Below are 24,352 nucleotides of genomic sequence, written 5' to 3' on the forward strand. Positions count from 1 at the left end.
TTAGGTAACACTGACTGGAGGACCGAACCGACTACCGTTGAAAAGTTAGCGGATGACCTGTGGATCGGAGTGAAAGGCTAATCAAGCTCGGAGATAGCTGGTTCTCCTCGAAAGCTATTTAGGTAGCGCCTCATGTATCACTGTAGGGGGTAGAGCACTGTTTCGGCTAGGGGGTCATCCCGACTTACCAAACCGATGCAAACTCCGAATACCTACAAGTGCCGAGCATGGGAGACACACGGCGGGTGCTAACGTCCGTCGTGAAAAGGGAAACAACCCAGACCGTCAGCTAAGGTCCCAAAGTCATGGTTAAGTGGGAAACGATGTGGGAAGGCTTAGACAGCTAGGAGGTTGGCTTAGAAGCAGCCACCCTTTAAAGAAAGCGTAATAGCTCACTAGTCGAGTCGGCCTGCGCGGAAGATGTAACGGGGCTCAAACCATGCACCGAAGCTACGGGTATCACCTTTTGGTGATGCGGTAGAGGAGCGTTCTGTAAGCCTGTGAAGGTGAGTTGAGAAGCTTGCTGGAGGTATCAGAAGTGCGAATGCTGACATGAGTAACGACAATGCGAGTGAAAAACTCGCACGCCGAAAGACCAAGGTTTCCTGCGCAACGTTAATCGACGCAGGGTTAGTCGGTCCCTAAGGCGAGGCTGAAAAGCGTAGTCGATGGAAAACAGGTTAATATTCCTGTACTTCCAGTTATTGCGATGGAGGGACGGAGAAGGTTAGGCCAGCCTGGCGTTGGTTGTCCAGGTTTAAGGTGGTAGGCTGAAATCTTAGGCAAATCCGGGATTTCAAGGCCGAGAGCTGATGACGAGTTGCCTTTAGGCGACGAAGTGGTTGATACCATGCTTCCAAGAAAAGCTCCTAAGCTTCAGATAACTGGGAACCGTACCCCAAACCGACACAGGTGGTTAGGTAGAGAATACCAAGGCGCTTGAGAGAACTCGGGTGAAGGAACTAGGCAAAATGGCACCGTAACTTCGGGAGAAGGTGCGCCGGCGAGGGTGAAGGACTTGCTCCGTAAGCTCATGCCGGTCGAAGATACCAGGCCGCTGCGACTGTTTATTAAAAACACAGCACTCTGCAAACACGAAAGTGGACGTATAGGGTGTGACGCCTGCCCGGTGCCGGAAGGTTAATTGATGGGGTTAGCGCAAGCGAAGCTCTTGATCGAAGCCCCGGTAAACGGCGGCCGTAACTATAACGGTCCTAAGGTAGCGAAATTCCTTGTCGGGTAAGTTCCGACCTGCACGAATGGCGTAACGATGGCGGCGCTGTCTCCACCCGAGACTCAGTGAAATTGAAATCGCTGTGAAGATGCAGTGTATCCGCGGCTAGACGGAAAGACCCCGTGAACCTTTACTATAGCTTTGCACTGGACTTTGAATTTGCTTGTGTAGGATAGGTGGGAGGCTTTGAAGTGGGGACGCCAGTTCTCATGGAGCCATCCTTGAAATACCACCCTGGCAACTTTGAGGTTCTAACTCAGGTCCGTTATCCGGATCGAGGACAGTGTATGGTGGGTAGTTTGACTGGGGCGGTCTCCTCCCAAAGAGTAACGGAGGAGTACGAAGGTGCGCTCAGACCGGTCGGAAATCGGTCGTAGAGTATAAAGGCAAAAGCGCGCTTGACTGCGAGACAAACACGTCGAGCAGGTACGAAAGTAGGTCTTAGTGATCCGGTGGTTCTGTATGGAAGGGCCATCGCTCAACGGATAAAAGGTACTCCGGGGATAACAGGCTGATACCGCCCAAGAGTTCATATCGACGGCGGTGTTTGGCACCTCGATGTCGGCTCATCACATCCTGGGGCTGAAGCCGGTCCCAAGGGTATGGCTGTTCGCCATTTAAAGTGGTACGCGAGCTGGGTTTAGAACGTCGTGAGACAGTTCGGTCCCTATCTGCCGTGGACGTTTGAGATTTGAGAGGGGCTGCTCCTAGTACGAGAGGACCGGAGTGGACGAACCTCTGGTGTTCCGGTTGTCACGCCAGTGGCATTGCCGGGTAGCTATGTTCGGAAGAGATAACCGCTGAAAGCATCTAAGCGGGAAACTTGCCTCAAGATGAGATCTCACTGGGATCTTGAATCCCCTAAAGGGCCGTCGAAGACTACGACGTTGATAGGTTGGGTGTGTAAGCGCTGTGAGGCGTTGAGCTAACCAATACTAATTGCCCGTGAGGCTTGACCATATAACACCCAAGCAATTTGCTGACGCAGATTGCGGTGGTGAAGATGACATGAACCGAAAGTTCGCAAGGCATCACAAACATCACATATCCGGATTCGCTGGGCTGTCCATCTGGACATTCTGGCTACAGAATTTCTTGACGACCATAGAGCATTGGAACCACCTGATCCCATCCCGAACTCAGTAGTGAAACGATGCATCGCCGATGGTAGTGTGGGGTTTCCCCATGTGAGAGTAGGTCATCGTCAAGATTCATTTCGCAAAACCCCTATCTGCGCATGCAGGTAGGGGTTTTGTCTTTGTGCTCCAAAAAAGTCCCCTGGCTCACCACAATCCCTGTGGGAGCGGGCGCGCCCGCGAACACCGGCGCAGCCGGTGCCATTCACCGCGCCGTGCGCTTCACCGGCACGCCGGCTCCCACAATTCGAGCCAGAACACTAGAATAGGCCCACGCACCTACTCAGAAGTACTCCATGTCCAATCCCGTCGAACCTGAATCGCTGGCCCGGTTGCCGCTGGAAGAGCTTGTGGCCTGCCACGAATGTGACCTGCTGCTGCGCAAGCCCGTGCTACAACACGGTGAAAAGGCCCTCTGCCCGCGCTGCGGTTACGAGCTGTATGCTCACCGGCACAATGTGGTCAATCGCAGCCTGGCCCTGGTACTGACGGCCTTGTTGCTGTTCGTGCCAGCCAATTTTCTGCCCATCATGCAGCTGCACCTGCTTGGCCAAACGTCTGACGATACTGTCTGGAGTGGTGTGCTAGGCCTGTACAACTCGGAAATGCGTGGCGTGGCGGTGGTGGTTTTCCTTTGCAGCATGGCTATTCCATTAACCAAGTTGCTGTGCCAACTGGCTGTATTGCTGAGTATTCGCCTGAACGTGGGGCGCGGTTTGGGCCTGCTGTTCTACCGTATCTATCACCACCTGCGCGATTGGGGCATGCTCGAGGTCTATTTCATGGGTGTACTGGTGGCCATCGTCAAGCTGGTCGACCTGGCTGAATTGACCGTAGGGTTGGGGTTGTTCTGTTTTATCAGCCTGTTGTTGATCCAGGTTTGGCTGGAAGTGGTGATGTCACCGCACCAGATCTGGAGTGCGCTATCGGGGGAGGACCTGCATGCGGGCGATTGATGCGGGCATTCTGGTCTGCAATGAATGCCATGAGCTGAACCGGCAGGCGCCGGACAGTAAATCGCAAAGCTGCACACGTTGTGGCGCTGTAGTGCATGCGCGGCGTCCGAACAGCATCGTGCGCACCTGGGCGCTGCTGATTGCCGCGTCGATTCTGTACATCCCGGCCAACGTGTTGCCCATCATGACCGTGAGTACCCTCGGCCAAGGCAGCCCGGACACGATCATGTCCGGGGTCATTACCTTGCTCAAGCACGGCATGGTGCCGATCGCTGCAGTGGTGTTTATTGCCAGCATCCTGGTGCCGACCTTCAAGCTGGTAGGCATCGGTTTGCTGCTGTACTCCGTACAACGGCGGCAACCCCTTTCGGCCCGGCAACGGATATTCATGTACCGCTTCATCGAATTCATCGGGCGCTGGTCCATGCTGGACATCTTCGTCATTGCCATTCTCGTGGCAGTGGTGAATTTCGGCCGAATCGCCAGTGTCGAAGCCAATTTGGGCGCCGTCGCCTTCGCAACTGTGGTGATCCTGACAATGTTTGCTGCTTTAACTTTCGATCCCCGACTGATTTGGGATAACACGGAGTCGGATGACGACCATGAGTGACCTGCCAACGGCTAAAACCCGCCCAGCCTCGAACTGGTCGGCCATCTGGATACTGCCTTTGATCGCCTTGATGATCGGTGGTTGGCTCGCTTGGCAGGCTTACCGCCAGGCCGGTGTGGAGATTGAAGTGCGCTTCGAGTCGGGCGACGGGATCGTCGCCAACAAGACCGAGGTGATCTACAAAGGGATGCCGGTTGGCAAGGTGAAGAGCCTGGTGCTCGATGCCGAGGGTGAGAACCAGGGTGTTATCGCCACGATCGAAATGAACAAGGATGCCGAGCCGCATCTGACCAAGGGGACGCGCTTCTGGCTGGTGAAGCCCAGTGTCACCCTGGCAGGCATTTCAGGCCTGGAAACCCTGGTGTCTGGTAACTACATCGCAGTCAGCCCGGGCGAAGGTGAGCCTACCAAGCGCTTTACCGCGCTGAAGGTGGCGCCGCCACTGTCGGACAGCGAACCTGGCCTGCATCTTGTACTCAAGGCTGAACGGCTAGGTTCGCTCAACCGTGACAGCCCAGTGTTCTATAAACAGATCCAGGTCGGCCGGGTGAAGAGTTATCGCCTGTCCGAAGACCAGAGCACGGTGGAGGTAAAAATATTCATCGAGCCGGCTTACGCCAGCCTGGTGCGCAAACACACGCGCTTCTGGAATGCCAGCGGGGTAAGCATCGACGCTTCGCTTTCGGGTGTGAAAGTGCGTAGCGAGTCGCTGTCGAGCATCGTTGCCGGGGGTATCGCCTTTGCAACCCCGGAGTATCGCAAGGACAGCCCGCCAACCGACCCCAGCCTGCCGTTCCGCCTGTATGAAGACTTCGATGCAGCTCAGGCGGGGATACGGGTCAAGGTCAAGCTTACCGATTACGAAGGCCTGCAGGCGGGTCGTACCCCGGTCATGTACAAAGGCATCCAGGTTGGCTCGCTGAAAACGCTGAAGATGGAAGACAACCTGGCCAGCGCTTCGGCCGAGCTGACACTGGACCCGCTCACCGAGGACTACCTGGTGGAAGGGACCCAGTTCTGGGTGGTCAAGCCTTCGATTTCCCTGGCGGGTATCACGGGGCTGGAGGCGCTGGTAAAAGGTAACTACATCGCCATTCGCCCCGGCGAAAAGGGCGCGCGGCCAGAGCGCGAGTTCGAGGCGCGTGCCAAGGCGCCGCCGCTGGACCTCAAGGCGCCTGGCCTGCACATGGTGCTGTTCGCCGACACCCTCGGTTCGCTGGAGGTCGGCAGCCCGGTGATGTATCGCCAGGTCAAAGTGGGGAGCGTGCAAAGCTATCAGTTCGCCCGCAACAGTAACCGCATCCTCATTGGTGTGCACATCGAGAAAGAATACGAAAAACTGGTCAACGGTTCGTCGCGCTTCTGGAACGCCAGCGGTATTACCCTGACTGGCGGCTTGTCCGGCATCAAGGTGAAGAGTGAGTCGCTGCAAACGCTGATGGCCGGTGGCATTGCCTTTGACACGCCGCGTGCGGATGTTCCGCTGAAGCGGCACATTCCGCGCTTCCGGCTGCACGAGAGCCAAGAGGCGGTGAACCGTGCGGGCACCTTGATCACCATCCGTGTCGACCGCGCGGATGGCCTGAAGCCAGGCACAGCGATTCGCTTCCGGGGCCTGGATGTGGGCAGCATCGAGAGCGTCGACTTGACCAATGACCTGCAGGCGGTGCTGCTGCGGGCGCGTATCACCGAAGCGGCAAATCGCATCGCCCGGGCCGGGACGCAGTTCTGGGTGGTCAAACCTGCGTTTGGCCTGGTGCGCACTGAGAACCTGGATACCCTGGTGACCGGCCAGTACCTGGAGGTGCAGCCGGCCACCAAAGACCGCGGGCCGCAAAGTGACTTCATTGCGCTGCCCGAGGCGCCGCAGGTGGCTGGGCCAGAGGTCGGCCTGCCGTTGACACTCAGTGCACCACGCCGTGGCTCGATCAAGCCCGGGGTGCCCGTTACTTACCGCGAGGTAGCCGTGGGTAAGGTGACAGGCTTCGAGCTTGGGCAGAGTGCTGACCGCGTGCTGATCCATATCCTGATCGAGCCGCGTTATGCCGCGCTGGTGCGCAGTGGCAGCCGTTTCTGGAACACCAGCGGCTTCGGCTTCGACTGGGGGCTGTTCAAAGGCGCGACCGTGCGCACCGAGTCGCTGGAAACCGTGATCGATGGTGGCATCGCCTTCGCAACGCCGGACGGCGAGCGGATGGGTAACCCGGCCCGGCCGCAGCAGACCTTCGCCTTGTTCGACAAGGCCGAGGACGAGTGGCTGCAATGGGCGCCGAAGATTCAGTTAGGCAAGTAACAGCAGGCAATCACAGTCACTGGGGCTGCTTTGCAGCCCGGTGGCGACCAAGGCCGCCCCTGCAAAATTGCGGTTACACCTTGGCGCATGCCCAAATCGCAGGCAACAAAAAGCCGACCCTAGGGTCGGCTTTTCGACTTTAACGTCGCTTAGGCAGCTGCAGCTTCTTTCAGCGCCTTGATGTGGCCATTCAGACGGCCTTTGTGACGAGCAGCCTTGTTCTTGTGGATGATACCTTTGTCGGCCATGCGGTCGATTACAGGTACAGCCAGAACATAAGCGGCTTGTGCTTTTTCAGCGTCTTTTGCGTCAATGGCTTTAACTACATTCTTGATGTAGGTGCGGACCATGGAACGCAGGCTGGCGTTGTGGCTGCGACGCTTCTCAGCCTGTTTTGCACGTTTCTTGGCGGAAGGTGTGTTGGCCACCGTCGAGCTCCTCGAAAGACTTTAGGTAAATAGCAAACAAAATAGGCCGCGAATCATGCCGATCAGTCGAGCGGATGTCAAGGCCACCTGCAAGGTTCCGCCGAGCGGTGCGCCAACAAGCGGGAAAGATTCCTTTCTGCTGCGCGACCTGTACACTCGGGAATTTTTGGCTCCCCTGCGAAGGCGCGGGAGTATCGCACATTCGGATGCTGTCTGGCAGCGTCCTCTGTCATTGGCGTGAATCTTTTCGATGAACCTGCTCAAATCCCTGGCTGCAGTAAGCTCGATCACCATGATTTCGCGGGTGCTGGGCTTCATTCGCGACACCATTCTGGCGCGTATCTTCGGTGCGGGCATTGCCACCGACGCTTTCTTCATCGCTTTCAAGTTGCCCAACCTGCTGCGGCGCATTTTCGCCGAAGGTGCATTCTCCCAGGCCTTCGTGCCGATCCTGGCCGAATACAAGACGCAGCAAGGCGAGGAGGCGACCCGCACTTTCGTTGCCTATATCACCGGTTTGCTCACCCTGGTCCTGGCCCTGGTGACCGCCATCGGCATCCTGGCGGCACCCTGGGTGGTGTGGGCCACGGCCCCGGGGTTTGTCGACAGCACGGAAAAGTACGAACTGACCACGGCCCTGTTGCGGGTGACCTTTCCTTATATATTGCTGATCTCCCTGTCGTCCCTGGCCGGGGCGATCCTCAATACCTGGAACCGTTTCTCGGTACCGGCCTTTACCCCGACCCTGCTCAACGTGGCGATGATCGCCTTCGCGGTGCTGCTCACGCCGTACTTCAACCCGCCGATCATGGCCCTGGCCTGGGGCGTACTCGCCGGTGGCCTGGCGCAACTGTTGTACCAGTTGCCGGCGCTGAAGAAGATCGGCATGCTCGTGCTGCCCCGCCTGAACCTGCGCGATACCGGCGTGTGGCGGGTGCTCAAGCAGATGCTGCCGGCCATTCTCGGGGTGTCGGTGAGCCAGATCTCGCTGATCATCAACACCATCTTCGCCTCGTTCCTGGTGGCTGGCTCGGTATCCTGGATGTATTACGCCGACCGCCTGATGGAGCTGCCTTCCGGCGTGCTGGGCGTGGCCTTGGGTACCATCCTGCTGCCGACCCTGGCCAAAACCTACGCCAACAAGGATCGCGAGGAGTATTCGCGGATCCTCGACTGGGGCCTGCGCCTGTGCTTCCTGCTGGTGTTGCCGTGCACCCTGGCACTGGCCATTCTGGCCGAGCCGCTGACCGTGGCGCTGTTTCAGTATGGCAAGTTCAGCGCGTTCGATGCCGCCATGACCCAGCGGGCGCTGATGGCCTATTCGGTGGGCTTGCTGGCGATCATTCTGGTCAAGGTACTGGCACCCGGCTTTTATGCGCAGCAGAATATCCGCACGCCGGTGAAGATCGCGGTCTTCACCCTGGTCTGCACCCAGCTGTTCAACCTGGCCCTGGTCGGCCCGCTGGCGCATGCCGGGCTGGCCTTGGCCATCAGCCTGGGTGCCTGCCTGAATGCCGGTTTGCTGTTCTGGAAGCTGCGCAGTCAGCGCCTGTTCGAGCCGCAGCCGGGCTGGGCGATGTTTCTGGCCAAGCTGGTGCTGGCCGTGGCGCTGATGTCGGCAGTGCTGCTGGTGGGCATGCACTACATGCCGGCCTGGGAGCAGGGCATCATGCTGCAGCGCTTCATGCGCCTCGGCGTGCTGATCGTGGCGGGGGTCGTGACCTATTTCGGCTGTTTGTTCCTGTGCGGTTTCCGCCCCCGGCATTTCGCTCGCAAGGCCTTGCACTAGGGCTACCTGCGGGTCAGGCGTCGGTTTTTCGCATTCCACGCCGCCCCTGGGCGCTGCTGCCTGTCACCGGCGCCCGGGTGTGGTTATAATCGGCCACTTTATGAGCAAGAAGCGCGTTATGCAGCTGGTTCGAGGTCTTCACAACCTGCGCCCCGAGCACCGGGGCTGTGTCGCCACCATTGGCAACTTCGACGGGGTTCACCGTGGCCACCAGGCAATCCTGGCGCGCCTGCGCGAGCGCGGCCAGGCCTTGGGCCTGCCGACCTGCGTGGTGGTCTTCGAACCGCAACCGCGCGAGTACTTCGCGCCCGATACCGCACCTGCGCGCCTGGCCCGCCTGCGCGACAAGCTCGAGCTGCTGGCCGCCGAAGGCATCGACCGGGTGCTGTGCCTGGCCTTCAACCAGCGCCTGAGCAAGCTCGGCGCCGATGCGTTCGTCAAGACCATCCTGGTCGATGGCCTGGGCGTGCGTCACCTCGAAGTGGGCGACGATTTCCGCTTTGGCTGCGACCGCGCCGGCGACTTCGCCTTCCTGGTCGAGGCCGGTAAGCAATATGGCTTTACCGTCGAAGCTGCCAACACCGTGATTCAGGACGGCCTGCGGGTCAGCAGCACCGAAGTGCGCCAGGCCTTGGCCGACGGCAACTTCGAGCTGGCCGAGCACCTGCTGGGCCGCCCATACCGCATTACCGGCCGTGTGTTGCACGGCCAGAAGCTGGCTCGCCAGCTTGGCACGCCCACTGCCAACATCCAGCTCAAGCGCCGCCGCGTACCGCTGTCCGGGGTCTACCTGGCCAGCATCGAAATCGACGGCAAGGCCTGGCCGGGTGTCGGCAACATTGGCGTGCGCCCCACCGTTGCCGGTGATGGGCGCCCGCACCTGGAAATTCATCTGCTGGACTATGCCGGCGACCTTTACGGCCGGCGCCTTACGGTGGAGTTCCACCACAAGCTGCGTGAAGAGCAGCGATTCGCCTCCCTGGAGGCGCTGAAGTCGGCGATCGATGCGGATATCGCCGCCGCACGTGCACATTGGCACGCTCAACCGCTAACGAAGAGCCTGAAATGACCGACTACAAAGCCACGCTTAACCTTCCGGACACCGCCTTCCCCATGAAGGCCGGCCTGCCTCAGCGCGAACCGCAGATCCTGCAGCGCTGGGACAGCATTGGCCTGTACCAGAAGCTGCGCGAAATTGGCAAGGATCGTCCAAAGTTCGTCCTGCACGACGGCCCGCCCTATGCCAACGGCAAGATTCATATCGGTCATGCGCTGAACAAAATCCTCAAGGACATGATCGTCCGTTCCAAGACCCTGGCCGGTTTCGACGCGCCGTACGTGCCAGGTTGGGACTGCCATGGCCTGCCGATCGAGCACAAGGTCGAGGTTACCCACGGCAAGCACCTGTCGGCCGACCGCACCCGTGAGCTGTGCCGCGAGTATGCTGCCGAGCAGATCGAAGGGCAGAAGACCGAGTTCATTCGCCTGGGCGTGCTGGGTGATTGGGACAACCCGTACAAGACCATGAACTTCGCCAACGAGGCGGGTGAAATCCGTGCCCTGGCCGAAATGGTCAAGCAAGGTTTCGTGTTCAAGGGCCTGAAACCGGTGAACTGGTGCTTCGACTGCGGTTCGGCGCTGGCTGAGGCGGAAGTCGAGTACGCCGATAAAAAATCGCAGACCATCGACGTGGCCTTCCCGGTTGCCGATGAAGCCAAGCTGGCTGCCGCCTTCGGCCTGGCGTCGCTGGCCAAGCCTGCCGCCATCGTGATCTGGACCACCACCCCGTGGACCATTCCAGCCAACCAGGCGTTGAACATCCATCCCGAGTTCACCTACGCCCTGGTCGACACCGGTGAGCGCCTGCTGGTGCTGGCTGAAGAACTGGTGGAGTCGTGCCTCAAGCGTTACAACCTGGAAGGCTCGGTCATCGCTACCGCCCAAGGCGCGGCGCTGGAGCTGGTCAACTTCCGTCACCCCCTCTACGACCGCCTGTCGCCGGTGTACCTGGCCGACTACGTCGAGCTGGGCGCCGGTACCGGGGTGGTGCACTCCGCGCCAGCCTACGGTGAAGACGACTTCGTCACCTGCAAGCGTTACGGCATGGTCAACGATGACATCCTTACCCCGGTGCAGAGCAACGGTGTGTATGTCGAGTCGCTGCCATTCTTCGGCGGCCAGTTCATCTGGAAGGCCAACCCGGCCATCGTCGAGAAACTCGGTGAAGTCGGTGCGCTGATGCACACCGAAACCATCAGCCACAGCTATATGCACTGCTGGCGCCATAAAACCCCGCTGATCTACCGCGCTACCGCGCAGTGGTTCGTGGGTATGGACAAGCAGCCGACTACCGGCGAGCCGCTGCGTGAGCGCGCGCTGAAAGCCATCGAGCAAACCAAGTTCGTTCCGGCCTGGGGCCAGGCACGCCTGCACGCGATGATCGCCAACCGCCCAGACTGGTGCATTTCGCGTCAGCGCAACTGGGGCGTACCGATTCCGTTCTTCCTGCACAAGCAGACCGGCGAGCTGCACCCGCGCACCGTCGAACTGATGGAAGAAGTGGCCAAGCGCGTCGAGCAGCAGGGCATCGAAGCCTGGTTCAAGCTGGACGCTGCCGAACTGCTGGGCGGTGAAGCCGAGCAGTACGACAAGATCGCCGACACCCTCGACGTGTGGTTCGATTCGGGCACCACCCACTGGCACGTGCTGCGTGGCTCCCACAACATCGGCCACGCCACCGGCCCGCGCGCCGACCTGTACCTGGAAGGCTCCGACCAGCACCGCGGCTGGTTCCACTCGTCCTTGCTGACCGGTTGCGCCATCGACAACCATGCGCCGTACCGCGAGCTGCTGACCCACGGCTTCACCGTGGACGAAAACGGCCGCAAGATGTCCAAGTCGCTGGGCAACACCATCGAGCCGGAGAAGGTCAACAACACCTTGGGCGCCGACATCCTGCGCCTGTGGGTTTCGGCTACCGACTATTCCGGTGAAATGGCCGTTTCCGAGCAGATCCTGCAGCGCAGCGCCGACGCCTACCGGCGTATCCGCAATACCGCACGCTTCCTGCTCTCGAACCTGTCCGGTTTCGACCCGGCCCGCGACCTGCTGGCCCCGCAAGACATGCTGGCGCTGGACCGCTGGGCCGTGGACCGCACCTTGTTGCTGCAACGCGAACTCGAAGAGCACTACAGCGAGTACCGTTTCTGGAACGTGTACTCCAAGGTGCACAACTTCTGCGTGCAGGAGCTGGGCGGCTTCTACCTCGACATCATCAAGGACCGCCAGTACACCACCGGCGCCAACAGTGTGGCCCGCCGTTCCTGCCAGACTGCGCTGTATCACATCAGCGAAGCGCTGGTGCGCTGGATTGCACCGATCCTGGCGTTCACCGCCGACGAAATCTGGCAGTACCTGCCGGGCGAGCGCAACGAGTCGGTCATGCTCAATGGCTGGTACCAGGGCCTGAGCGAACTGCCGGAAGGCACCGAGCTGGACCGTGGCTACTGGGACCGCGTCATGGCGGTTAAGGCCTCGGTCAACAAGGAGCTGGAAAACCAGCGTACCGCCAAAGTCATCGGCGGCAACCTGCAGGCTGAAGTGACCCTGTACGCCGATGAGGGCCTGAGCGCCGACCTGGGCAAGCTGGGCGACGAGCTGCGCTTTGTGCTGATCACCTCCGCTGCCAGCGTGGTGCCATTTGCCCAGGCCCCTGCCGAAGCGGTTGCCACCGAAGTCGAGGGCCTGAAACTGCAGGTGGTCAAGTCCGGCCACGCCAAGTGCGGCCGTTGCTGGCACTTCCGCGCCGACGTTGGCAGCCACCCGGAGCACCCGGAAATCTGCAGCCGTTGCGTCGACAACCTGACCGGCTCGGGTGAGGTGCGCCACTATGCCTAACCCTGCAGCGGGCCGCTTCGGGCGCCTCGCATGGCTGTGGCTGAGCTTGCTGGTCCTGGTCATCGACCAGGCCACCAAGCTGTATTTCAACAACGCCCTGACCATGTACCAGCAGATCGTCGTCATACCTGACTACTTCAGCTGGACCCTGGCCTACAACACCGGCGCCGCGTTCAGCTTCCTGGCCGACGGCGCCGGCTGGCAGCGCTGGTTGTTCGCCCTGATCGCCGTGGTGGTCAGCGCAGTGCTGGTGGTGTGGCTCAAGCGCCTGGGGCGCAATGAAACCTGGCTGGCCGTGGCGCTGGCGCTGGTGCTCGGTGGGGCGATCGGCAACCTGTACGATCGCATCGTGTTGGGCCATGTGGTCGACTTCATCCTGGTGCACTGGCAGAACCGCCATTACTTCCCGGCTTTCAACGTGGCCGACAGCGCCATCACCGTTGGTGCGGTAATGCTGGCGCTGGATATGTTCAAGAGCAAGAAGTCCGAGGATCCGGTCCATGACTGACACCCGTATCGGCCAGAACACCGAAGTCACCCTGCACTTCGCGCTGCACCTGGAAAACGGCGACACCGTAGACAGCACGTTCGACAAGGCCCCGGCAACCTTCAAGGTCGGCGATGGCAACCTGTTGCCGGGCTTCGAGAACGCCCTGTTCGGCTTCAAGGCCGGTGACAAGCGTACGCTGCAGGTTGCGCCAGAAAATGCCTTCGGCCAGCCCAACCCGCAAAACGTGCAAGTCATGCCGCGGTCCAACTTCGAAGGCATGGAGCTGTCCGACGGGCTGTTGATCATCTTCAACGACGCCGCCAACGCCGAACTGCCAGGGGTGGTCAAAGCGTTCGACGACGACCAGGTGACCATCGACTTCAATCACCCACTGGCTGGCAAGACCCTGACCTTCGAGGTGGAGATCCTCGAGGTGAAGGCCCTGTAAGCCTGGAGCCGAGCATGCAAATCAAACTCGCCAACCCTCGCGGCTTCTGCGCGGGGGTCGACCGGGCGATCGAGATCGTCAACCGCGCGCTGGAAGTCTTCGGCCCGCCGATCTACGTGCGCCATGAAGTGGTGCACAACAAGTTCGTCGTCGAAGACCTGCGCAACCGTGGCGCCGTCTTCGTCGAGGAGCTGGACCAGGTGCCGGATGATGTCATCGTCATCTTCAGTGCCCACGGTGTTTCCCAGGCTGTGCGCCAGGAAGCTGCTGGCCGTGGCCTGAAAGTGTTCGATGCCACTTGCCCACTGGTGACCAAGGTGCATATCGAAGTCGCCAAGTACAGCCGCGATGGCCGTGAGTGCATTCTCATCGGCCACGAAGGGCACCCGGAAGTCGAAGGCACCATGGGCCAGTACGACCCCAGCAACGGTGGCGCCATCTACCTTGTCGAAGACGAGGAAGACGTGGCCAAGCTGCAGGTGCGCGACCCGGACCACCTGGCTTTCGTCACCCAGACCACCCTGTCGATGGATGACACCAGCCGTGTGATCGACGCCCTGCGTGCGCGCTTCCCGAACATTGGTGGCCCGCGCAAGGACGACATTTGCTACGCCACGCAAAACCGCCAGGACGCCGTCAAGCAACTGGCCGATGAAAGTGACGTAGTGCTGGTGGTTGGCAGCCCGAACAGTTCCAACTCCAACCGGCTGCGCGAGCTGGCCGAGCGCATGGGCACCCCGGCCTACCTGATCGATGGCGCCGAGGACCTGCAACGCGGCTGGTTCGACCAGGCTGCGCGTATCGGCATCACCGCCGGTGCGTCGGCCCCGGAAGTGCTGGTGCGTGGTGTGATCGAACAGCTCAAGGCCTGGGGTGCTACCGGCGCTGAAGAGCTGGATGGGCGGGAAGAGAACATCACGTTCTCGATGCCCAAAGAGCTGCGGGTTCGCTCGCTGATCTGACCGGCCGGGGCTTAGGTGCACGAGCGGCCTTGCGCGACGCAAGGCTGCTCGATAAGCGCGTTAGCCGGGGCAGCGCTGATTGTCGCGGTGCTCAGCCAGCAAGTTGACCCTCCCTGAAGAGGCCATCACCACTTGGTGGCGGCTGCTGGCCGCCGAGCGCTCGCACACCTCCAGGGTGATGGCGAACCAGCCGTTACCCAGCTTCATTGGCACACCCAGGGCACTGAACTTGAACTGTTCGTCGCTGTTGCCGACGATTACCAGCGGCCTGGCCAGGCGCTGCTCACGCAGTACCTGCCGGTTGTGCTCCAGGGCTACACGCCAACCATTTCCCCAATTGCCATCCAGCGCCTGCACCAGCACCGGTTGCCCCTGCAACAGCGCGTGGCTACGGGCGCTACGCAGTGCCTGGGCCAAGTCGCGCGCCACCGCCGCCCGCTGCAGGTCATCGCTCATCCTGGCGTAGGCCGGTAGGCCGATCTGCGTCAGCAACGTCGCCACAGCCAAGGCCGACAACATCTGTATCAGTGTTACCCCACGTTGCTTCACCGTGCATTCCTCCCAGGAAGTGCTTCGCTAATAGCTTCTCGGTGGCTGGCCAGGAGTTCCAGTCGCTCAAGTTGAAGGCAATAGCGGGAAAAATCGCAGGAGGTGCAGGGATGCACGCATGGCAAAAGGGCATGACGCTGCTGGAGGTGTTGTTGGCGGTGGTGGTCGTGGCCGTGGGCATGTTCGCCGCTGCGGGGCTGCAACTGCAGGCCTTGCAAGCCACAGACAGTGCGCGACGCGATGGGCAGGCGGCAATGGCGGCACACAGTGAGCTTGAAAGGGCACGGCGATGAGGCGCCGGCAAACGGGTGCTGGTTTGCTTGAGTTGCTGCTGGCGCTGACCATCGGGTTGATGGTGCTGGTGGCGGCCAGCCAGCTGTTCGCCTCCGTGCACCAAGCCTGGCGGCTGCAAGGCGCCGCGCTGCGCATGCAAGGGGAGGCGCGCCAGGCGCTGCTGCGCATGGCCCAGGATATTCGCATGGCGGGCATGTTTGGCTGTTTGCGCCTGAAACCTGGCGACTTTCCGGCCCAGGCTGTGCCGCCTGGCTTCGCCCGGCCAATGGAGCTGGGGCCGTCCAGCTTGAGCCTGATGGTCGCCGAGTTGCCGGGGCATACCGGCGACCCGGACTGGACCTTGCTGACCAACTGCATCGACGAGGTCAAGGTGCTGAGCCGCCGAGCACAGGCTAGCGCCACACAGATGGCGGTGCCCATCAGCCATCACCACTATGCGCACAGCGGCGGCAGGCTGTATTTCAAGCGCCGGGGCAACAATCAGCCGCTGGTCGAGCATGTGCGGGAGCTGCGCATCGTGCAGGTTGCCGGTGAGCGGATGGATATTCAGCTGACCTTGTATGAGCCCACGCTGCAACTTGAGCAGCACCACGCGTTGAGCGTGGCATTGCGCAACCCGGTACCGGCTTCATGAGCCGCCAGCGGGGTGTGGTGCTGCTGTTGGCCTTGGTCCTGAGCCTGCTGCTCGGCCTGCTGGCCGCATCGGCGCTGCGCGACGCGCTGGTCGAAACGCGTATGAATGGTTACCTGAGCGATGGCCTGCACGCACTGGAAGAGGCCGAGGCCGCCTTGCAGGCCGGGGTGCGCAAGCTGGAACAGGGCCCGCCGCCGCCCTCGTGCAATGCCTGCCTGCCGCCACCACAGCCACACGACCTGGCTGGCCAGTGGCAAGCCACCCCAACTGGATATTTCCAGCTACAGAACCTGGGCATCAGCCAGCGTGCTGCGCACGTGCCCGAAGGGCAGGCGGTCACCCTGTTGCGCATTACTGCCGTCAGCAAGCGAAGCCAATCCAGGCATGTACTGGAGGCGGTCTACGCCGCAGCCGACGGCACATTCCAGCGCATCACCTGGCGACAGAGACTGAGAGGAGACTGACATGCAGCAAGGTTTGAGCCTGATGGAGTTGTTGATTGTCCTGGCCGTGACCGGCATTCTGGCAGCCATTGCCTACCCCAGTTACAGCGACCAGCTTCGGCGAGCCGCGCGCAGCGAAGTGGTTGGCCTGCTGCACGATGCCGCCCTGCGCCTGGAGCGCCACCGCGTACGCACCGGCCAATACGCCGAGGGCGACCCGGCGCTGCCCGGCGGCACCCGCCATTACAGCTTGCAGGCGCAACGCGACAGCGACAGCTTCACGCTGCGCGCCCGGCGCTTGCCGCATGGGCTGATGGCGCAGGATGGCTGTGGCGACTTCCAGCTGGACCAGGCAGGGGTGCAGCGCAACCCAGGTGCCGTTGAGCACAGCGCGCACTGCTGGGGGAGCTGAAGGTTGAATGGTGCCCGGCGCATCGCGGTTTTACTTCAGGTGTTGGATCGACAGATGAGCAAGCAAGTAGTGGTGGTTGGCGGCGGGGTGATCGGCCTGTTGACGGCGTTCAACCTGGCGGCCAAGGTCGGCCATGTGGTGGTGTGCGATCAGGGCGAGGTCGGCCGTGAGTCGTCGTGGGCCGGTGGCGGCATCGTTTCGCCGCTGTACCCGTGGCGCTACAGCCCGGCAGTGACTGCCCTGGCGCACTGGTCACAGGACTTTTATCCGCAGCTGGGCGAACGCTTGTTCGCCAGCACCGGTGTCGACCCCGAAGTGCACACCACTGGCCTGTACTGGCTGGACCTGGATGACGAAGCTCAAGCGCTGGCCTGGGCCGAGCGCGAACAGCGGCCGTTGAGTGCGGTGGATATCTCGGCAGCCTATGACGCTGTGCCGGTACTGGGCCCGGGTTTCAAGCGCGCCATCTACATGGCGGGCGTGGCCAATGTGCGCAACCCGCGCCTGGTGAAATCGCTGAAGGCGGCGTTGCTGGCAATGCCGAACGTGACTTTGCGCGAGCACTCCCAGATCACCGGTTTCGCCCAGCAAGGCGGGCGTGTGACCGGGGTGCAGACGGCCGACGGTGTGCTGGCGGCGGATGAGGTGGTGCTCAGTGCTGGCGCCTGGAGTGGCGACCTGTTGCGTACGCTTGGCCTGGCGCTGCCGGTGGAGCCAGTGAAGGGCCAGATGATTCTGTTCAAATGTGCCGAAGACTTCCTGCCGAGCATGGTGCTGGCCAAAGGGCGCTATGCGATCCCGCGGCGTGATGGGCACATTCTGGTGGGCAGTACGCTTGAGCATGCCGGGTATGACAAGACCCCGACCGGGGATGCACTGCAGAGCCTGAAGGCTTCGGCGGTGGAGTTGTTGCCTGAGCTGGAAGGGGCCACCGTGGTGGCGCACTGGGCCGGGCTGCGGCCGGGGTCGCCTGAGGGCATTCCGTATATCGGGCCGGTGCCGGGGCATGCGGGGTTGTGGTTGAACTGCGGGCACTACCGGAACGGGTTGGTGCTGGCGCCGGCTTCGTGCCAGCTGTTTACCGATTTGCTGACCGGTGCCGAACCGATCATCGACCCGGCGCCCTATGCCCCAGCGGGGCGTTTGGGCTGAGAATACCGGGGCCGCTGTGCGGCCCTATCGCAGGCAAGCCAGCTCCCACAAATGGACTGCCCCCAATAAGTTGGACACCAATCCAATTTCTTGGGGGCAGTCCACCCTGTGGGAGATTCTATGGTTCCTGGCAAGGGTAGCCGGAGCATCTTCAGCGCCTGTGAGATCGAGCGCCGCCCGCGCGGCGCATCGCGAGCTGCGCTCGCTCCTACGTTTGTTTCGGGCCAGTAACGCCTGTGACAGGCGCGCGCGGCCGCCTTGTTTGTACGGCGCGATATTGAGGCATGCACCAAGGCGTTCGCGCGCGAATCCCACAGGAATAATTGGCCCGAAACAAACGTAGGAGCGAGCGCAGCTCGCGATGCGCCGCGCGGGCGGCGCTCGATCTCACAGGCGCTGCATATCTTGTGACAAACACCTGTCAGCCCTACGGCGATCCCTGTGGGGGCTGGCTTGCCTGCGATGAGGCAGGGAAGGCCGGTAGGGTTATCAGCCTGTGATCGGCGCCTGTAAATGCCGGCTCGGGTAATGCTGCTCATACACCTTGCACACCCGCAGCACCTGATCATCGGCAAAGCGCCCGGCCACGACCTGAAGCCCCACCGGCAAGCCTTCGCGGGTGAACCCGCAAGGCACTGACGCTGCTGGTTGTTGGGTCAGGTTGAAGGGGTAGCTGAACGGCGTCCATTCCATCCATTGCCCCATCCCCGACCCAGGCGGTACGTTGTGCCCGGCCTCGAACGCCACCAGCGGCAGCATCGGCGAAACCAGCACGTCATAGCGCTGGTGGAAGGCATTCATCTTCGCAATCAACTCCGCCCGTGCCTCCAGTGCTTGGGTGTACTGGCTCAGGCTGATGCGAGCCCCCTGTTCGGCAATCCAGCCCAGCCCAGGGTCAAGCAGCGCTCGCTGCTCATCGCTCAACGCACTGGCCAGCCGCGCTGCACCGGCAAACCACAGGGTATTGAACGTTTCCAGCGGGTCGCTGAAGCCGGGGTCCACTTCTTCGACCTGCGCTCCCAGCCGAGCCAGGCGCTGTACCGCTTGCGCCACCAGCGCCTCAATCTGCGGGTCGACCTGCACGTAACCAAAATTGGCACTGTAGGCGATGCGCAGACCATTCAGGTCTTGCTGCTGGCCCAGCCACGGAGCCTGTCGTGGCGCACCGGCCAGCCCGTCACGTGGATCGGGGCGGGCGACACAGTCGAGCATCAGCACCGCGTCATCCACGGTGCGCGTCATCGGCCCCAGGTGCGACAGTACGGTCATGGCACTGGCCGGCCATTGCGGCACATAGCCAAACGTGGGCTTGATGCCGAAGGTGCCGGTAAAGGCGCAGGGTATGCGGATAGAGCCCCCGGCATCGCTGCCCTGGTGCAGTACGCCCAGGTTCAATGCGGCAGCGGCGGCGGCACCACCCGACGAGCCACCGGCAGTCAGCCGTGTGTTCCAGGGGTTACGGGTGATGCCGTACAGCGGGTTGTCGGTTACGCCCTTCCAGCCGAACTCGGGGGTAGTGGTCTTGCCCACCAGGACTGCACCGGCCTCACGCATGAAAGCGCTGAACGGGGCATCGACCTCCCATGGCCCGGCCGCGGACGTGGTGCGGGACCCTTTGCGGGTGGGCATGCCACGGGTCAGGGTCAGGTCCTTGATCGAGGCGGGTAGGCCATCGAGCCGGCCGCAAGGCTCGCCCCGTTGCCAGCGTTGTTCGCTGGCCCGGGCAGCCGCAAGGGCGCCTTCGCCGTCGACGTGGCAATAGGCGTTGACCGCCGGGTTGTGCTGGTCGATGCGCGCCAGCACATCGTCGACCACCTCCACAGGCGACAACTGGCGGCGCTGGTACAGTTCGAGCAGTTCGGCAGCGGTGAACTCGCCAATCGCGGTTTTCTGAGGCATTTCAGCGGGCTCCTGGGTTGGCGGCCTGGAACATGGCGCGCAGCAATACGTCGCAACCATCTGCCAGGTCCTGCGGCGCGGCATTTTCGATTTCGTTGTGGCTGATGCCGCCTTCGCACGGTACGAATATCATCCCGGCCGGGCCTAGCTCGGCGAGGAAAATCGCATCGTGGCCGGCACCACTGACAATATCCATGTGGCTCAGGCCCAGCGCACGCGCCCCTTGGCGCACGGCATCCACGCACTGCTCGGCGAAGTACAACGGCGGGAAGTCGGCCGTCGGGGTGAGCTGCCAGGCAAGGCCGTGTGCCGTTGCGCTGGTTTCGATGGCCGTGCGCACTTCACTGACCATGGCGGCGAGGTGCTCTGGGTCGAGGTGGCGCAGGTCGATGGTCATGTGCACCTGGCCGGGGATGACGTTGCGCGAGCCCGGGTGCAGGGTCAGGCAGCCTACCGTGCCGCAGGCATGCGGCTGGTGGGCGTGGGCAACACGGTTGACCGCAGCCACGACCTCGGCGGCACCGACCAGCGCATCCTTGCGCAAGTGCATGGGGGTGGGGCCTGCATGTGCTTCTACACCGGTCAGCACCAGGTCGAACCATTTCTGCCCCAGGCAGCCCTGTACCACGCCGATGGTCGTGCGCTGGTCTTCCAGTATCGGGCCTTGCTCGATATGCGCTTCGAAGTAGGCACCCACGGCATGCCCGGTAGGTACGCGCGGGCCGGCATAGCCGATGCGCTGCAGCTCGGCCCCCACCGACAGGCCCTGGTCATCGACCTTGTCCAGGGTCTGCTGCAGGTCGAACTTACCGGCGAATACCCCAGAACCCATCATGCACGGTGGAAAGCGCGAGCCTTCTTCATTGGTCCACACCACCACTTCCAGTGGGGCTTCGGTGGTCAGCTTCAAGTCGTTGAGGGTACGCATGACTTCCAGGCCGGCCATGACCCCGTAGCAGCCATCGAACTTGCCACCGGTGGGCTGGGTGTCGATGTGGCTGCCGGTCATGACAGGCGGCAGGGCCGGGTTGCGGCCGGGGCGGCGGGCAAAAATGTTGCCGATGGCGTCGACGCTGACGGTGCAGCCGGCTTCTTCGCACCAGCGTACGAACAGGTCGCGGGCCTGGCGGTCAAGGTCGGTCAGGGCCAGGCGGCACACGCCGCCCTTGGCGGTGGCGCCGAGCCGGGCCAGGTCCATCAGCGATTGCCAGAGGCGTTCGCGGCTGACCAGCGGGCCTTGGGCAAGCAGGTGCTGCGGGGGATCGATGCGGGTGTTCATGGTTCATCTCTCCTGAAAGTATCGGGTTGCTGGTACCGGCCTCTTCGCGGGCTTGCCCGCTCCCACAGGTCCTGCATAGTCCTTGGAAGAGGCCGGTACAGAAAAGCAGGTCTGGGTCAGGCACTCAGGGCCAGATAACGGTTCTTGATACTCGGGTCCTCACGGAACTGCGCCGCACTGCCCTGGTAGGCAACCCGACCCTGCTCCAGCACGTAGTGGCGGTCTGCAAGGGCATCGCAGACCATCAGGTTCTGCTCCACCAGCAGGATCGACAGCCCTTCGTCCTTGATGCGCCGCAGAATCTTCACCAGCTCGTCGACAATCACCGGCGCCAGACCTTCAGTCGGTTCATCGAGGATCAGCAGCTTGGGCCCGTTGAGCAGCGCGCGGGCGATGGCCAGCATCTGCTGCTCGCCACCGGACAGCGCGAAGCCACCGTTACGGCGCCGCTCCTTCAGCCGCGGAAACATGCTGTACACGTCCTCCAGCTGCCAGCGACTGGTCTTGCGCACGGCGATCTTCAGGTTCTCCTCGACACTGAGCTGGCGGAAAATGCCGCGGTGCTCTGGCACCAGGGCAATGCCCAGCCGGGCAATGTCGAAGATTTCACGGCCGACCAACTGTTGGCCGTTGAAGCTGATCTGCCCCTGCCGAGGGCGAACGATGCCAAGAATGCTGCGCAAGGTGGTGGTCTTGCCGGCACCGTTGCGCCCAAGCAGTGTGACCAGTTCGCCTGCCTCGACCTTGAGCGAGACGCCTTCGAGCACATGGCTCTTGTCGTAGTAGGAATGGATCGAATCGACGTTGAGCATCAGGCGGCCTCACCAAGGTATGCAGTGCGCACGCGTTCGTCGTTGCGCACCTGTTCAGGGGTACCCTCGACCAGGATCTGGCCGTGGCTCATTACCGTGATGCGCTGGCTGATCGACATGACGATGCTCATGTTGTGCTCGATCAACAGCACGGTATGGTCACGGCCCAGGTCGCTGATCAGGTCGGTCATGACCGGGATGTCATCAATGCCCATGCCCGAGGTGGGTTCGTCGAGCATCAGCAGGGTAGGCTTGGCGCAGATGGACATGCCCACTTCCAGCACCCGTTGCTGGCCGTGCGACAGCTCGCCGGCGAGGGTGTTGGCGCGGCCAGTCAGCTGCAGGCGCTCCAGTACCTGGTCGGCGGTGTTCCAGTGGCTGCGCTTATGCTCGACGCTACGCCAGAAGTTCAGCGCGCCCAGGCCATCGCGGCCCTGGGCCGCCAGGCGCAGGTTCTCGCGTACCGACAGGTTCTGGAACAGGCTGGTGAGCTGAAACGAACGCGCCATGCCCAGTGCCACACGGCCGTGGGACGGCTTGCGGACGATGTCCTGGCCATTGAACAGGATCTTGCCGGCGGTGGCCTGGCGCTCACCGGTCAGGCAGTGGAACAGGCTGGTCTTGCCGGCGCCGTTGGGCCCGATAACGGTGTGAATGGTGCCGGCGCGCACGTTGAGGTCCACGCCCGCGACCGCCTTGAACGGCCCGTATGCCAACTCCAGCTGGCGGGTTTGCAGGAGGTAGTCGCTCATCACAAGGTCTCCTTGGTCTTGGCCTGGGGTTTGTCGTGGGAGGCACGGCTAGCCAGCAGGCGCTTGGCCAGTTCGGCCAGGCCGCCCCACAGGCCACCGCGCATGAACACCACGACCAGGATCAGGATCACCCCAAGCAGCATCAGCCAGCGTGGCCACAGTTCGGACAGCACATCGCCCAACAGCACGATGGCACCGGCCCCCAGCAGCGAGCCGAACAGCGAGCCGGTACCGCCGACAATGGTCATGATCAGAATGTTCTCGCTCATCATCAGGTCGATGTTCGACAGCGGCGCAAAATGCAGCAGCATGGCGTACAGCGCCCCGGCAATCCCGGTGATGGCGCCCGACAGCATGAACACCAGGATCTTGAAATGGCGGGTGTCATAGCCGATGGCAGCAGCGCGGGTCTCGTTCTCGCGGATGGCCAGCAGGGTGCTGCCGAACGGCGAGCGAATGACCCGCAGGGCGCCGGCGAAGATCAGCAGGAACAGCACGGCGACAAACACATAGAAGTGCCGCGGGTCGGCCAGGTCGACCAGCATATGGCCGGCGATCTCGATGTTCGGCCGTGGTACGTCGAGCAGGCCGTTGTCGCCGCCGGTCCAGCCACTGAGGGTATAGGCCAGGAAGTAGGCCATCTGGCTGAAGGCCAAGGTCAGCATGACGAAGTAGATGCCCGTGCGGCGTATGGCCAGGGCGCCCACCAGCAGCGCGAGGAAGGCGCCGAATACAGCGGCGCCAAGCAGCGCGGCGAACATGCCCCACTGCAGGTGGATCATCAGCAATGCCGCGCCATAGGCGCCCACACCAAAGAAGATGCCTTGGCCGAACGACAGCAGGCCGGTGTAGCCCAGCAACAGGTTGCAGGCCAGCGCGGCCAGGGCAAAGATCAGGATTTCAGTGGCCAGGGTGGCCGATGGCAGCAGCAACGGCAGCGCCACCAGGCTGACGACTACCAGCAACAGCAGTGCCGGGGCACGGCCCCTGGCGACTGGCAAAGGGTTTTTTTCACTCATCTCAGGCTCTCCCGAACAGGCCATACGGACGCACCAGGATCACCGCCGCCATGGCGCCGTAGATCATCAGGCTGGCGCCTTGTGGCCACAGGCTGGTCATCATGCTTTGCACCACACCCACCAACAGGCCGCCGACCAGCGCACCGCCAAACGAGCCCATGCCGCCGATCACCACCACCACGAAGGCGATGCCGAGGATTTCCGGGCCGACGAAGGGCTGGGCACCGCGCAGCGGCGCGAACAGCACACCGGCCACGCCGGCCAGGCCTACGCCCAGGGCGAATGTCAGGGAGAACAGGCGGAAGATATTGGTACCCAGCAGCGACACGGTTTCGGTGCTCTCGCTGCCGGCCCGCACCAGGGCGCCGAAGCGGGTGCGTTCCAGTAGCAGCCACAGGCCAACGCCGATCAGTGCGGCAAAACCGATCAGGAACAGGCGGTAGTACGGGTAGATGAAGTCACCCAGGATCAACACCCCGCGCAGCTCGGGCGGCACGGCGATGTTCTTGCCCACCGGGCCCCAGATCAGCACCGAGGCTTCCTGGATGATCAGGGCGATGCCAAGGGTAACGAGGATCTGGAAGGTGTGTGGCAGGTGATAGATGCGTTTGATCAACAGGCGCTCGACCGCCCAGGCCAGGGCGGCCACCACCAGGGGCGCGATCAGCAGCGCCAGCCAGAAGCTGCCGGTGATGGCCACGGCGGTGTAGCACAGGTAGGCGCCAAGCAGAAAGAACGCACCATGGGCGAAGTTGACGAAGTTGAGCAAGCCGAAAATGATCGTCAGGCCTACGGCGATGAGGAAGTAGATCATCCCCAGGCCCAGGCCGTTGAGCAGTTGGAACAGGTACAAATCGAGCATGA

At 62.2% G+C, this 24,352-nt stretch carries 22 protein-coding genes and 2 rRNA genes (1 of these 24 only partly in view); 16 read left to right on the forward strand and 8 right to left on the reverse strand.

Annotated features, from left to right (window positions below; all coding sequences use genetic code 11):
* The 5 genes from AACG97_RS03475 to AACG97_RS03495 all read left to right on the forward strand — a co-directional run.
* A 23S ribosomal RNA gene (locus tag AACG97_RS03475) occupies nt 1-2,194 on the forward strand (it extends 699 nt beyond the left edge of the window).
* Between the two features lie 134 nt (nt 2,195-2,328).
* Nucleotides 2,329-2,444: ribosomal RNA gene (gene rrf, locus AACG97_RS03480) — 5S ribosomal RNA — on the forward strand.
* A 222-nt stretch (nt 2,445-2,666) separates the two neighbouring features.
* Nucleotides 2,667-3,326 (forward strand): paraquat-inducible protein A, encoded by a 660-nt coding sequence (locus tag AACG97_RS03485; protein ID WP_009682077.1) that lies wholly within the window; start codon nt 2,667-2,669, stop codon nt 3,324-3,326.
* Nucleotides 3,313-3,936, forward strand: coding sequence for a paraquat-inducible protein A (locus tag AACG97_RS03490; RefSeq protein ID WP_054913778.1), 624 nt, complete (start codon nt 3,313-3,315; stop codon nt 3,934-3,936). The genes AACG97_RS03485 and AACG97_RS03490 overlap by 14 nt, the downstream gene beginning before the upstream one ends.
* A complete protein-coding gene (locus AACG97_RS03495; protein WP_009682079.1) occupies nt 3,929-6,229 on the forward strand; it encodes a PqiB family protein in 2,301 nt (766 codons plus the stop codon). The genes AACG97_RS03490 and AACG97_RS03495 overlap by 8 nt, the downstream gene beginning before the upstream one ends.
* Before the next feature lie 149 nt (nt 6,230-6,378).
* On the opposite strand, the gene rpsT is transcribed toward AACG97_RS03495, so the two are convergent.
* Nucleotides 6,379-6,657 carry a 30S ribosomal protein S20 gene (rpsT, locus tag AACG97_RS03500; RefSeq protein WP_003247625.1) on the reverse strand — a complete coding sequence of 93 codons (279 nt, stop codon included), beginning with the start codon at nt 6,655-6,657 and terminating at the stop codon, nt 6,379-6,381.
* 250 nt (nt 6,658-6,907) lie between these two features.
* On the opposite strand from rpsT, the gene murJ reads away from it, so the two are divergent.
* The 6 genes from murJ to ispH all read left to right on the forward strand — a co-directional run bounded on the left by murJ (nt 6,908) and on the right by ispH (nt 14,243).
* On the forward strand, nt 6,908-8,446 hold the full coding sequence (gene murJ / locus AACG97_RS03505; RefSeq protein WP_009682080.1) for a murein biosynthesis integral membrane protein MurJ: 1,539 nt from the start codon (nt 6,908-6,910) through the stop codon (nt 8,444-8,446).
* 118 nt (nt 8,447-8,564) lie between these two features.
* Nucleotides 8,565-9,515 carry a bifunctional riboflavin kinase/FAD synthetase gene (gene ribF, locus AACG97_RS03510; RefSeq protein ID WP_009682081.1) on the forward strand — a complete coding sequence of 317 codons (951 nt, stop codon included), beginning with the start codon at nt 8,565-8,567 and terminating at the stop codon, nt 9,513-9,515.
* Complete coding sequence (gene ileS, locus AACG97_RS03515) at nt 9,512-12,343, forward strand: isoleucine--tRNA ligase (protein ID WP_009682082.1); 2,832 nt, start codon at nt 9,512-9,514, stop codon at nt 12,341-12,343. The genes ribF and ileS overlap by 4 nt, the downstream gene beginning before the upstream one ends.
* A complete protein-coding gene (gene lspA / locus AACG97_RS03520) occupies nt 12,336-12,851 on the forward strand; it encodes a signal peptidase II (RefSeq protein WP_003247609.1) in 516 nt (171 codons plus the stop codon). Before ileS ends, lspA begins: the two co-directional genes overlap by 8 nt.
* On the forward strand, nt 12,844-13,281 hold the full coding sequence (fkpB, locus tag AACG97_RS03525; protein WP_009682083.1) for an FKBP-type peptidyl-prolyl cis-trans isomerase: 438 nt from the start codon (nt 12,844-12,846) through the stop codon (nt 13,279-13,281). Before lspA ends, fkpB begins: the two co-directional genes overlap by 8 nt.
* A gap of 14 nt (nt 13,282-13,295) precedes the next feature.
* The gene (ispH, locus tag AACG97_RS03530; RefSeq protein ID WP_029886696.1) at nt 13,296-14,243 is read left to right on the forward strand and encodes a 4-hydroxy-3-methylbut-2-enyl diphosphate reductase; all 948 of its coding nucleotides are present in this window, start codon (nt 13,296-13,298) and stop codon (nt 14,241-14,243) included.
* A gap of 60 nt (nt 14,244-14,303) precedes the next feature.
* Here ispH and AACG97_RS03535 read toward each other — a convergent pair whose 3' ends face one another.
* On the reverse strand, nt 14,304-14,792 hold the full coding sequence (locus tag AACG97_RS03535; RefSeq protein ID WP_029886697.1) for a GspH/FimT family pseudopilin: 489 nt from the start codon (nt 14,790-14,792) through the stop codon (nt 14,304-14,306).
* A gap of 110 nt (nt 14,793-14,902) precedes the next feature.
* Between AACG97_RS03535 and AACG97_RS03540 the strand changes: the two genes are divergently transcribed.
* From AACG97_RS03540 to thiO, 5 genes are read left to right on the forward strand one after another with little or no spacing between them, the layout of a single operon-like run.
* Nucleotides 14,903-15,085, forward strand: coding sequence for a prepilin-type N-terminal cleavage/methylation domain-containing protein (locus AACG97_RS03540; protein WP_009682085.1), 183 nt, complete (start codon nt 14,903-14,905; stop codon nt 15,083-15,085).
* Nucleotides 15,082-15,720, forward strand: a complete 639-nt coding sequence (locus tag AACG97_RS03545; protein ID WP_125855532.1) for a PilW family protein — start codon at nt 15,082-15,084, stop codon at nt 15,718-15,720. Before AACG97_RS03540 ends, AACG97_RS03545 begins: the two co-directional genes overlap by 4 nt.
* Nucleotides 15,717-16,184 (forward strand): hypothetical protein, encoded by a 468-nt coding sequence (locus AACG97_RS03550; protein ID WP_125855533.1) that lies wholly within the window; start codon nt 15,717-15,719, stop codon nt 16,182-16,184. The genes AACG97_RS03545 and AACG97_RS03550 overlap by 4 nt, the downstream gene beginning before the upstream one ends.
* Nucleotide 16,185: 1 nt before the next feature.
* Entirely contained in the window at nt 16,186-16,575 is a 390-nt protein-coding gene (locus AACG97_RS03555) for a type IV pilin protein (protein ID WP_009682088.1), read from the forward strand.
* A 54-nt stretch (nt 16,576-16,629) separates the two neighbouring features.
* A complete protein-coding gene (gene thiO / locus AACG97_RS03560; RefSeq protein ID WP_125855534.1) occupies nt 16,630-17,727 on the forward strand; it encodes a glycine oxidase ThiO in 1,098 nt (365 codons plus the stop codon).
* A gap of 489 nt (nt 17,728-18,216) precedes the next feature.
* On the opposite strand, the gene AACG97_RS03565 is transcribed toward thiO, so the two are convergent.
* The 6 genes from AACG97_RS03565 to AACG97_RS03590 all read right to left on the reverse strand — a co-directional run bounded on the left by AACG97_RS03565 (nt 18,217) and on the right by AACG97_RS03590 (nt 24,350).
* Nucleotides 18,217-19,626, reverse strand: coding sequence for an amidase (locus tag AACG97_RS03565; RefSeq protein WP_009683017.1), 1,410 nt, complete (start codon nt 19,624-19,626; stop codon nt 18,217-18,219).
* A gap of 1 nt (nt 19,627) precedes the next feature.
* Complete coding sequence (locus AACG97_RS03570; protein WP_009683016.1) at nt 19,628-20,905, reverse strand: Zn-dependent hydrolase; 1,278 nt, start codon at nt 20,903-20,905, stop codon at nt 19,628-19,630.
* Between the two features lie 116 nt (nt 20,906-21,021).
* Nucleotides 21,022-21,717, reverse strand: coding sequence for an ABC transporter ATP-binding protein (locus AACG97_RS03575; RefSeq protein ID WP_009683015.1), 696 nt, complete (start codon nt 21,715-21,717; stop codon nt 21,022-21,024).
* A complete protein-coding gene (locus tag AACG97_RS03580; RefSeq protein WP_009683014.1) occupies nt 21,717-22,469 on the reverse strand; it encodes an ABC transporter ATP-binding protein in 753 nt (250 codons plus the stop codon). The genes AACG97_RS03575 and AACG97_RS03580 overlap by 1 nt, the downstream gene beginning before the upstream one ends.
* Nucleotides 22,469-23,488, reverse strand: a complete 1,020-nt coding sequence (locus AACG97_RS03585) for a branched-chain amino acid ABC transporter permease (protein WP_225786134.1) — start codon at nt 23,486-23,488, stop codon at nt 22,469-22,471. The genes AACG97_RS03580 and AACG97_RS03585 overlap by 1 nt, the downstream gene beginning before the upstream one ends.
* 1 nt (nt 23,489) lies before the next feature.
* On the reverse strand, nt 23,490-24,350 hold the full coding sequence (locus AACG97_RS03590) for a branched-chain amino acid ABC transporter permease (RefSeq protein ID WP_029887332.1): 861 nt from the start codon (nt 24,348-24,350) through the stop codon (nt 23,490-23,492).
* Nucleotides 24,351-24,352: the final 2 nt, after the last annotated feature.

Source organism: Pseudomonas sp. Nvir, assembly GCF_963778085.1.
GTDB classification, from domain to species: domain Bacteria; phylum Pseudomonadota; class Gammaproteobacteria; order Pseudomonadales; family Pseudomonadaceae; genus Aquipseudomonas; species Aquipseudomonas juntendi.

Coding starts and splice junctions, on each gene's coding strand:
- AACG97_RS03485 (WP_009682077.1), top strand. CDS start 2,667: ATGTCCAATCCCGTCGAACCTGAATCGCTGGCCCGGTTGCCGCTGGAA.
- AACG97_RS03490 (WP_054913778.1), top strand. CDS start 3,313: ATGCGGGCGATTGATGCGGGCATTCTGGTCTGCAATGAATGCCATGAG.
- AACG97_RS03495 (WP_009682079.1), top strand. CDS start 3,929: ATGAGTGACCTGCCAACGGCTAAAACCCGCCCAGCCTCGAACTGGTCG.
- murJ (WP_009682080.1), top strand. CDS start 6,908: ATGAACCTGCTCAAATCCCTGGCTGCAGTAAGCTCGATCACCATGATT.
- ribF (WP_009682081.1), top strand. CDS start 8,565: ATGCAGCTGGTTCGAGGTCTTCACAACCTGCGCCCCGAGCACCGGGGC.
- ileS (WP_009682082.1), top strand. CDS start 9,512: ATGACCGACTACAAAGCCACGCTTAACCTTCCGGACACCGCCTTCCCC.
- lspA (WP_003247609.1), top strand. CDS start 12,336: ATGCCTAACCCTGCAGCGGGCCGCTTCGGGCGCCTCGCATGGCTGTGG.
- fkpB (WP_009682083.1), top strand. CDS start 12,844: ATGACTGACACCCGTATCGGCCAGAACACCGAAGTCACCCTGCACTTC.
- ispH (WP_029886696.1), top strand. CDS start 13,296: ATGCAAATCAAACTCGCCAACCCTCGCGGCTTCTGCGCGGGGGTCGAC.
- AACG97_RS03540 (WP_009682085.1), top strand. CDS start 14,903: ATGCACGCATGGCAAAAGGGCATGACGCTGCTGGAGGTGTTGTTGGCG.
- AACG97_RS03545 (WP_125855532.1), top strand. CDS start 15,082: ATGAGGCGCCGGCAAACGGGTGCTGGTTTGCTTGAGTTGCTGCTGGCG.
- AACG97_RS03550 (WP_125855533.1), top strand. CDS start 15,717: ATGAGCCGCCAGCGGGGTGTGGTGCTGCTGTTGGCCTTGGTCCTGAGC.
- AACG97_RS03555 (WP_009682088.1), top strand. CDS start 16,186: ATGCAGCAAGGTTTGAGCCTGATGGAGTTGTTGATTGTCCTGGCCGTG.
- thiO (WP_125855534.1), top strand. CDS start 16,630: ATGAGCAAGCAAGTAGTGGTGGTTGGCGGCGGGGTGATCGGCCTGTTG.
- AACG97_RS03565 (WP_009683017.1), bottom strand. CDS start 19,626: ATGCCTCAGAAAACCGCGATTGGCGAGTTCACCGCTGCCGAACTGCTC.
- AACG97_RS03570 (WP_009683016.1), bottom strand. CDS start 20,905: ATGAACACCCGCATCGATCCCCCGCAGCACCTGCTTGCCCAAGGCCCG.
- AACG97_RS03575 (WP_009683015.1), bottom strand. CDS start 21,717: ATGCTCAACGTCGATTCGATCCATTCCTACTACGACAAGAGCCATGTG.
- AACG97_RS03580 (WP_009683014.1), bottom strand. CDS start 22,469: ATGAGCGACTACCTCCTGCAAACCCGCCAGCTGGAGTTGGCATACGGG.
- AACG97_RS03585 (WP_225786134.1), bottom strand. CDS start 23,488: ATGAGTGAAAAAAACCCTTTGCCAGTCGCCAGGGGCCGTGCCCCGGCA.
- AACG97_RS03590 (WP_029887332.1), bottom strand. CDS start 24,350: ATGCTCGATTTGTACCTGTTCCAACTGCTCAACGGCCTGGGCCTGGGG.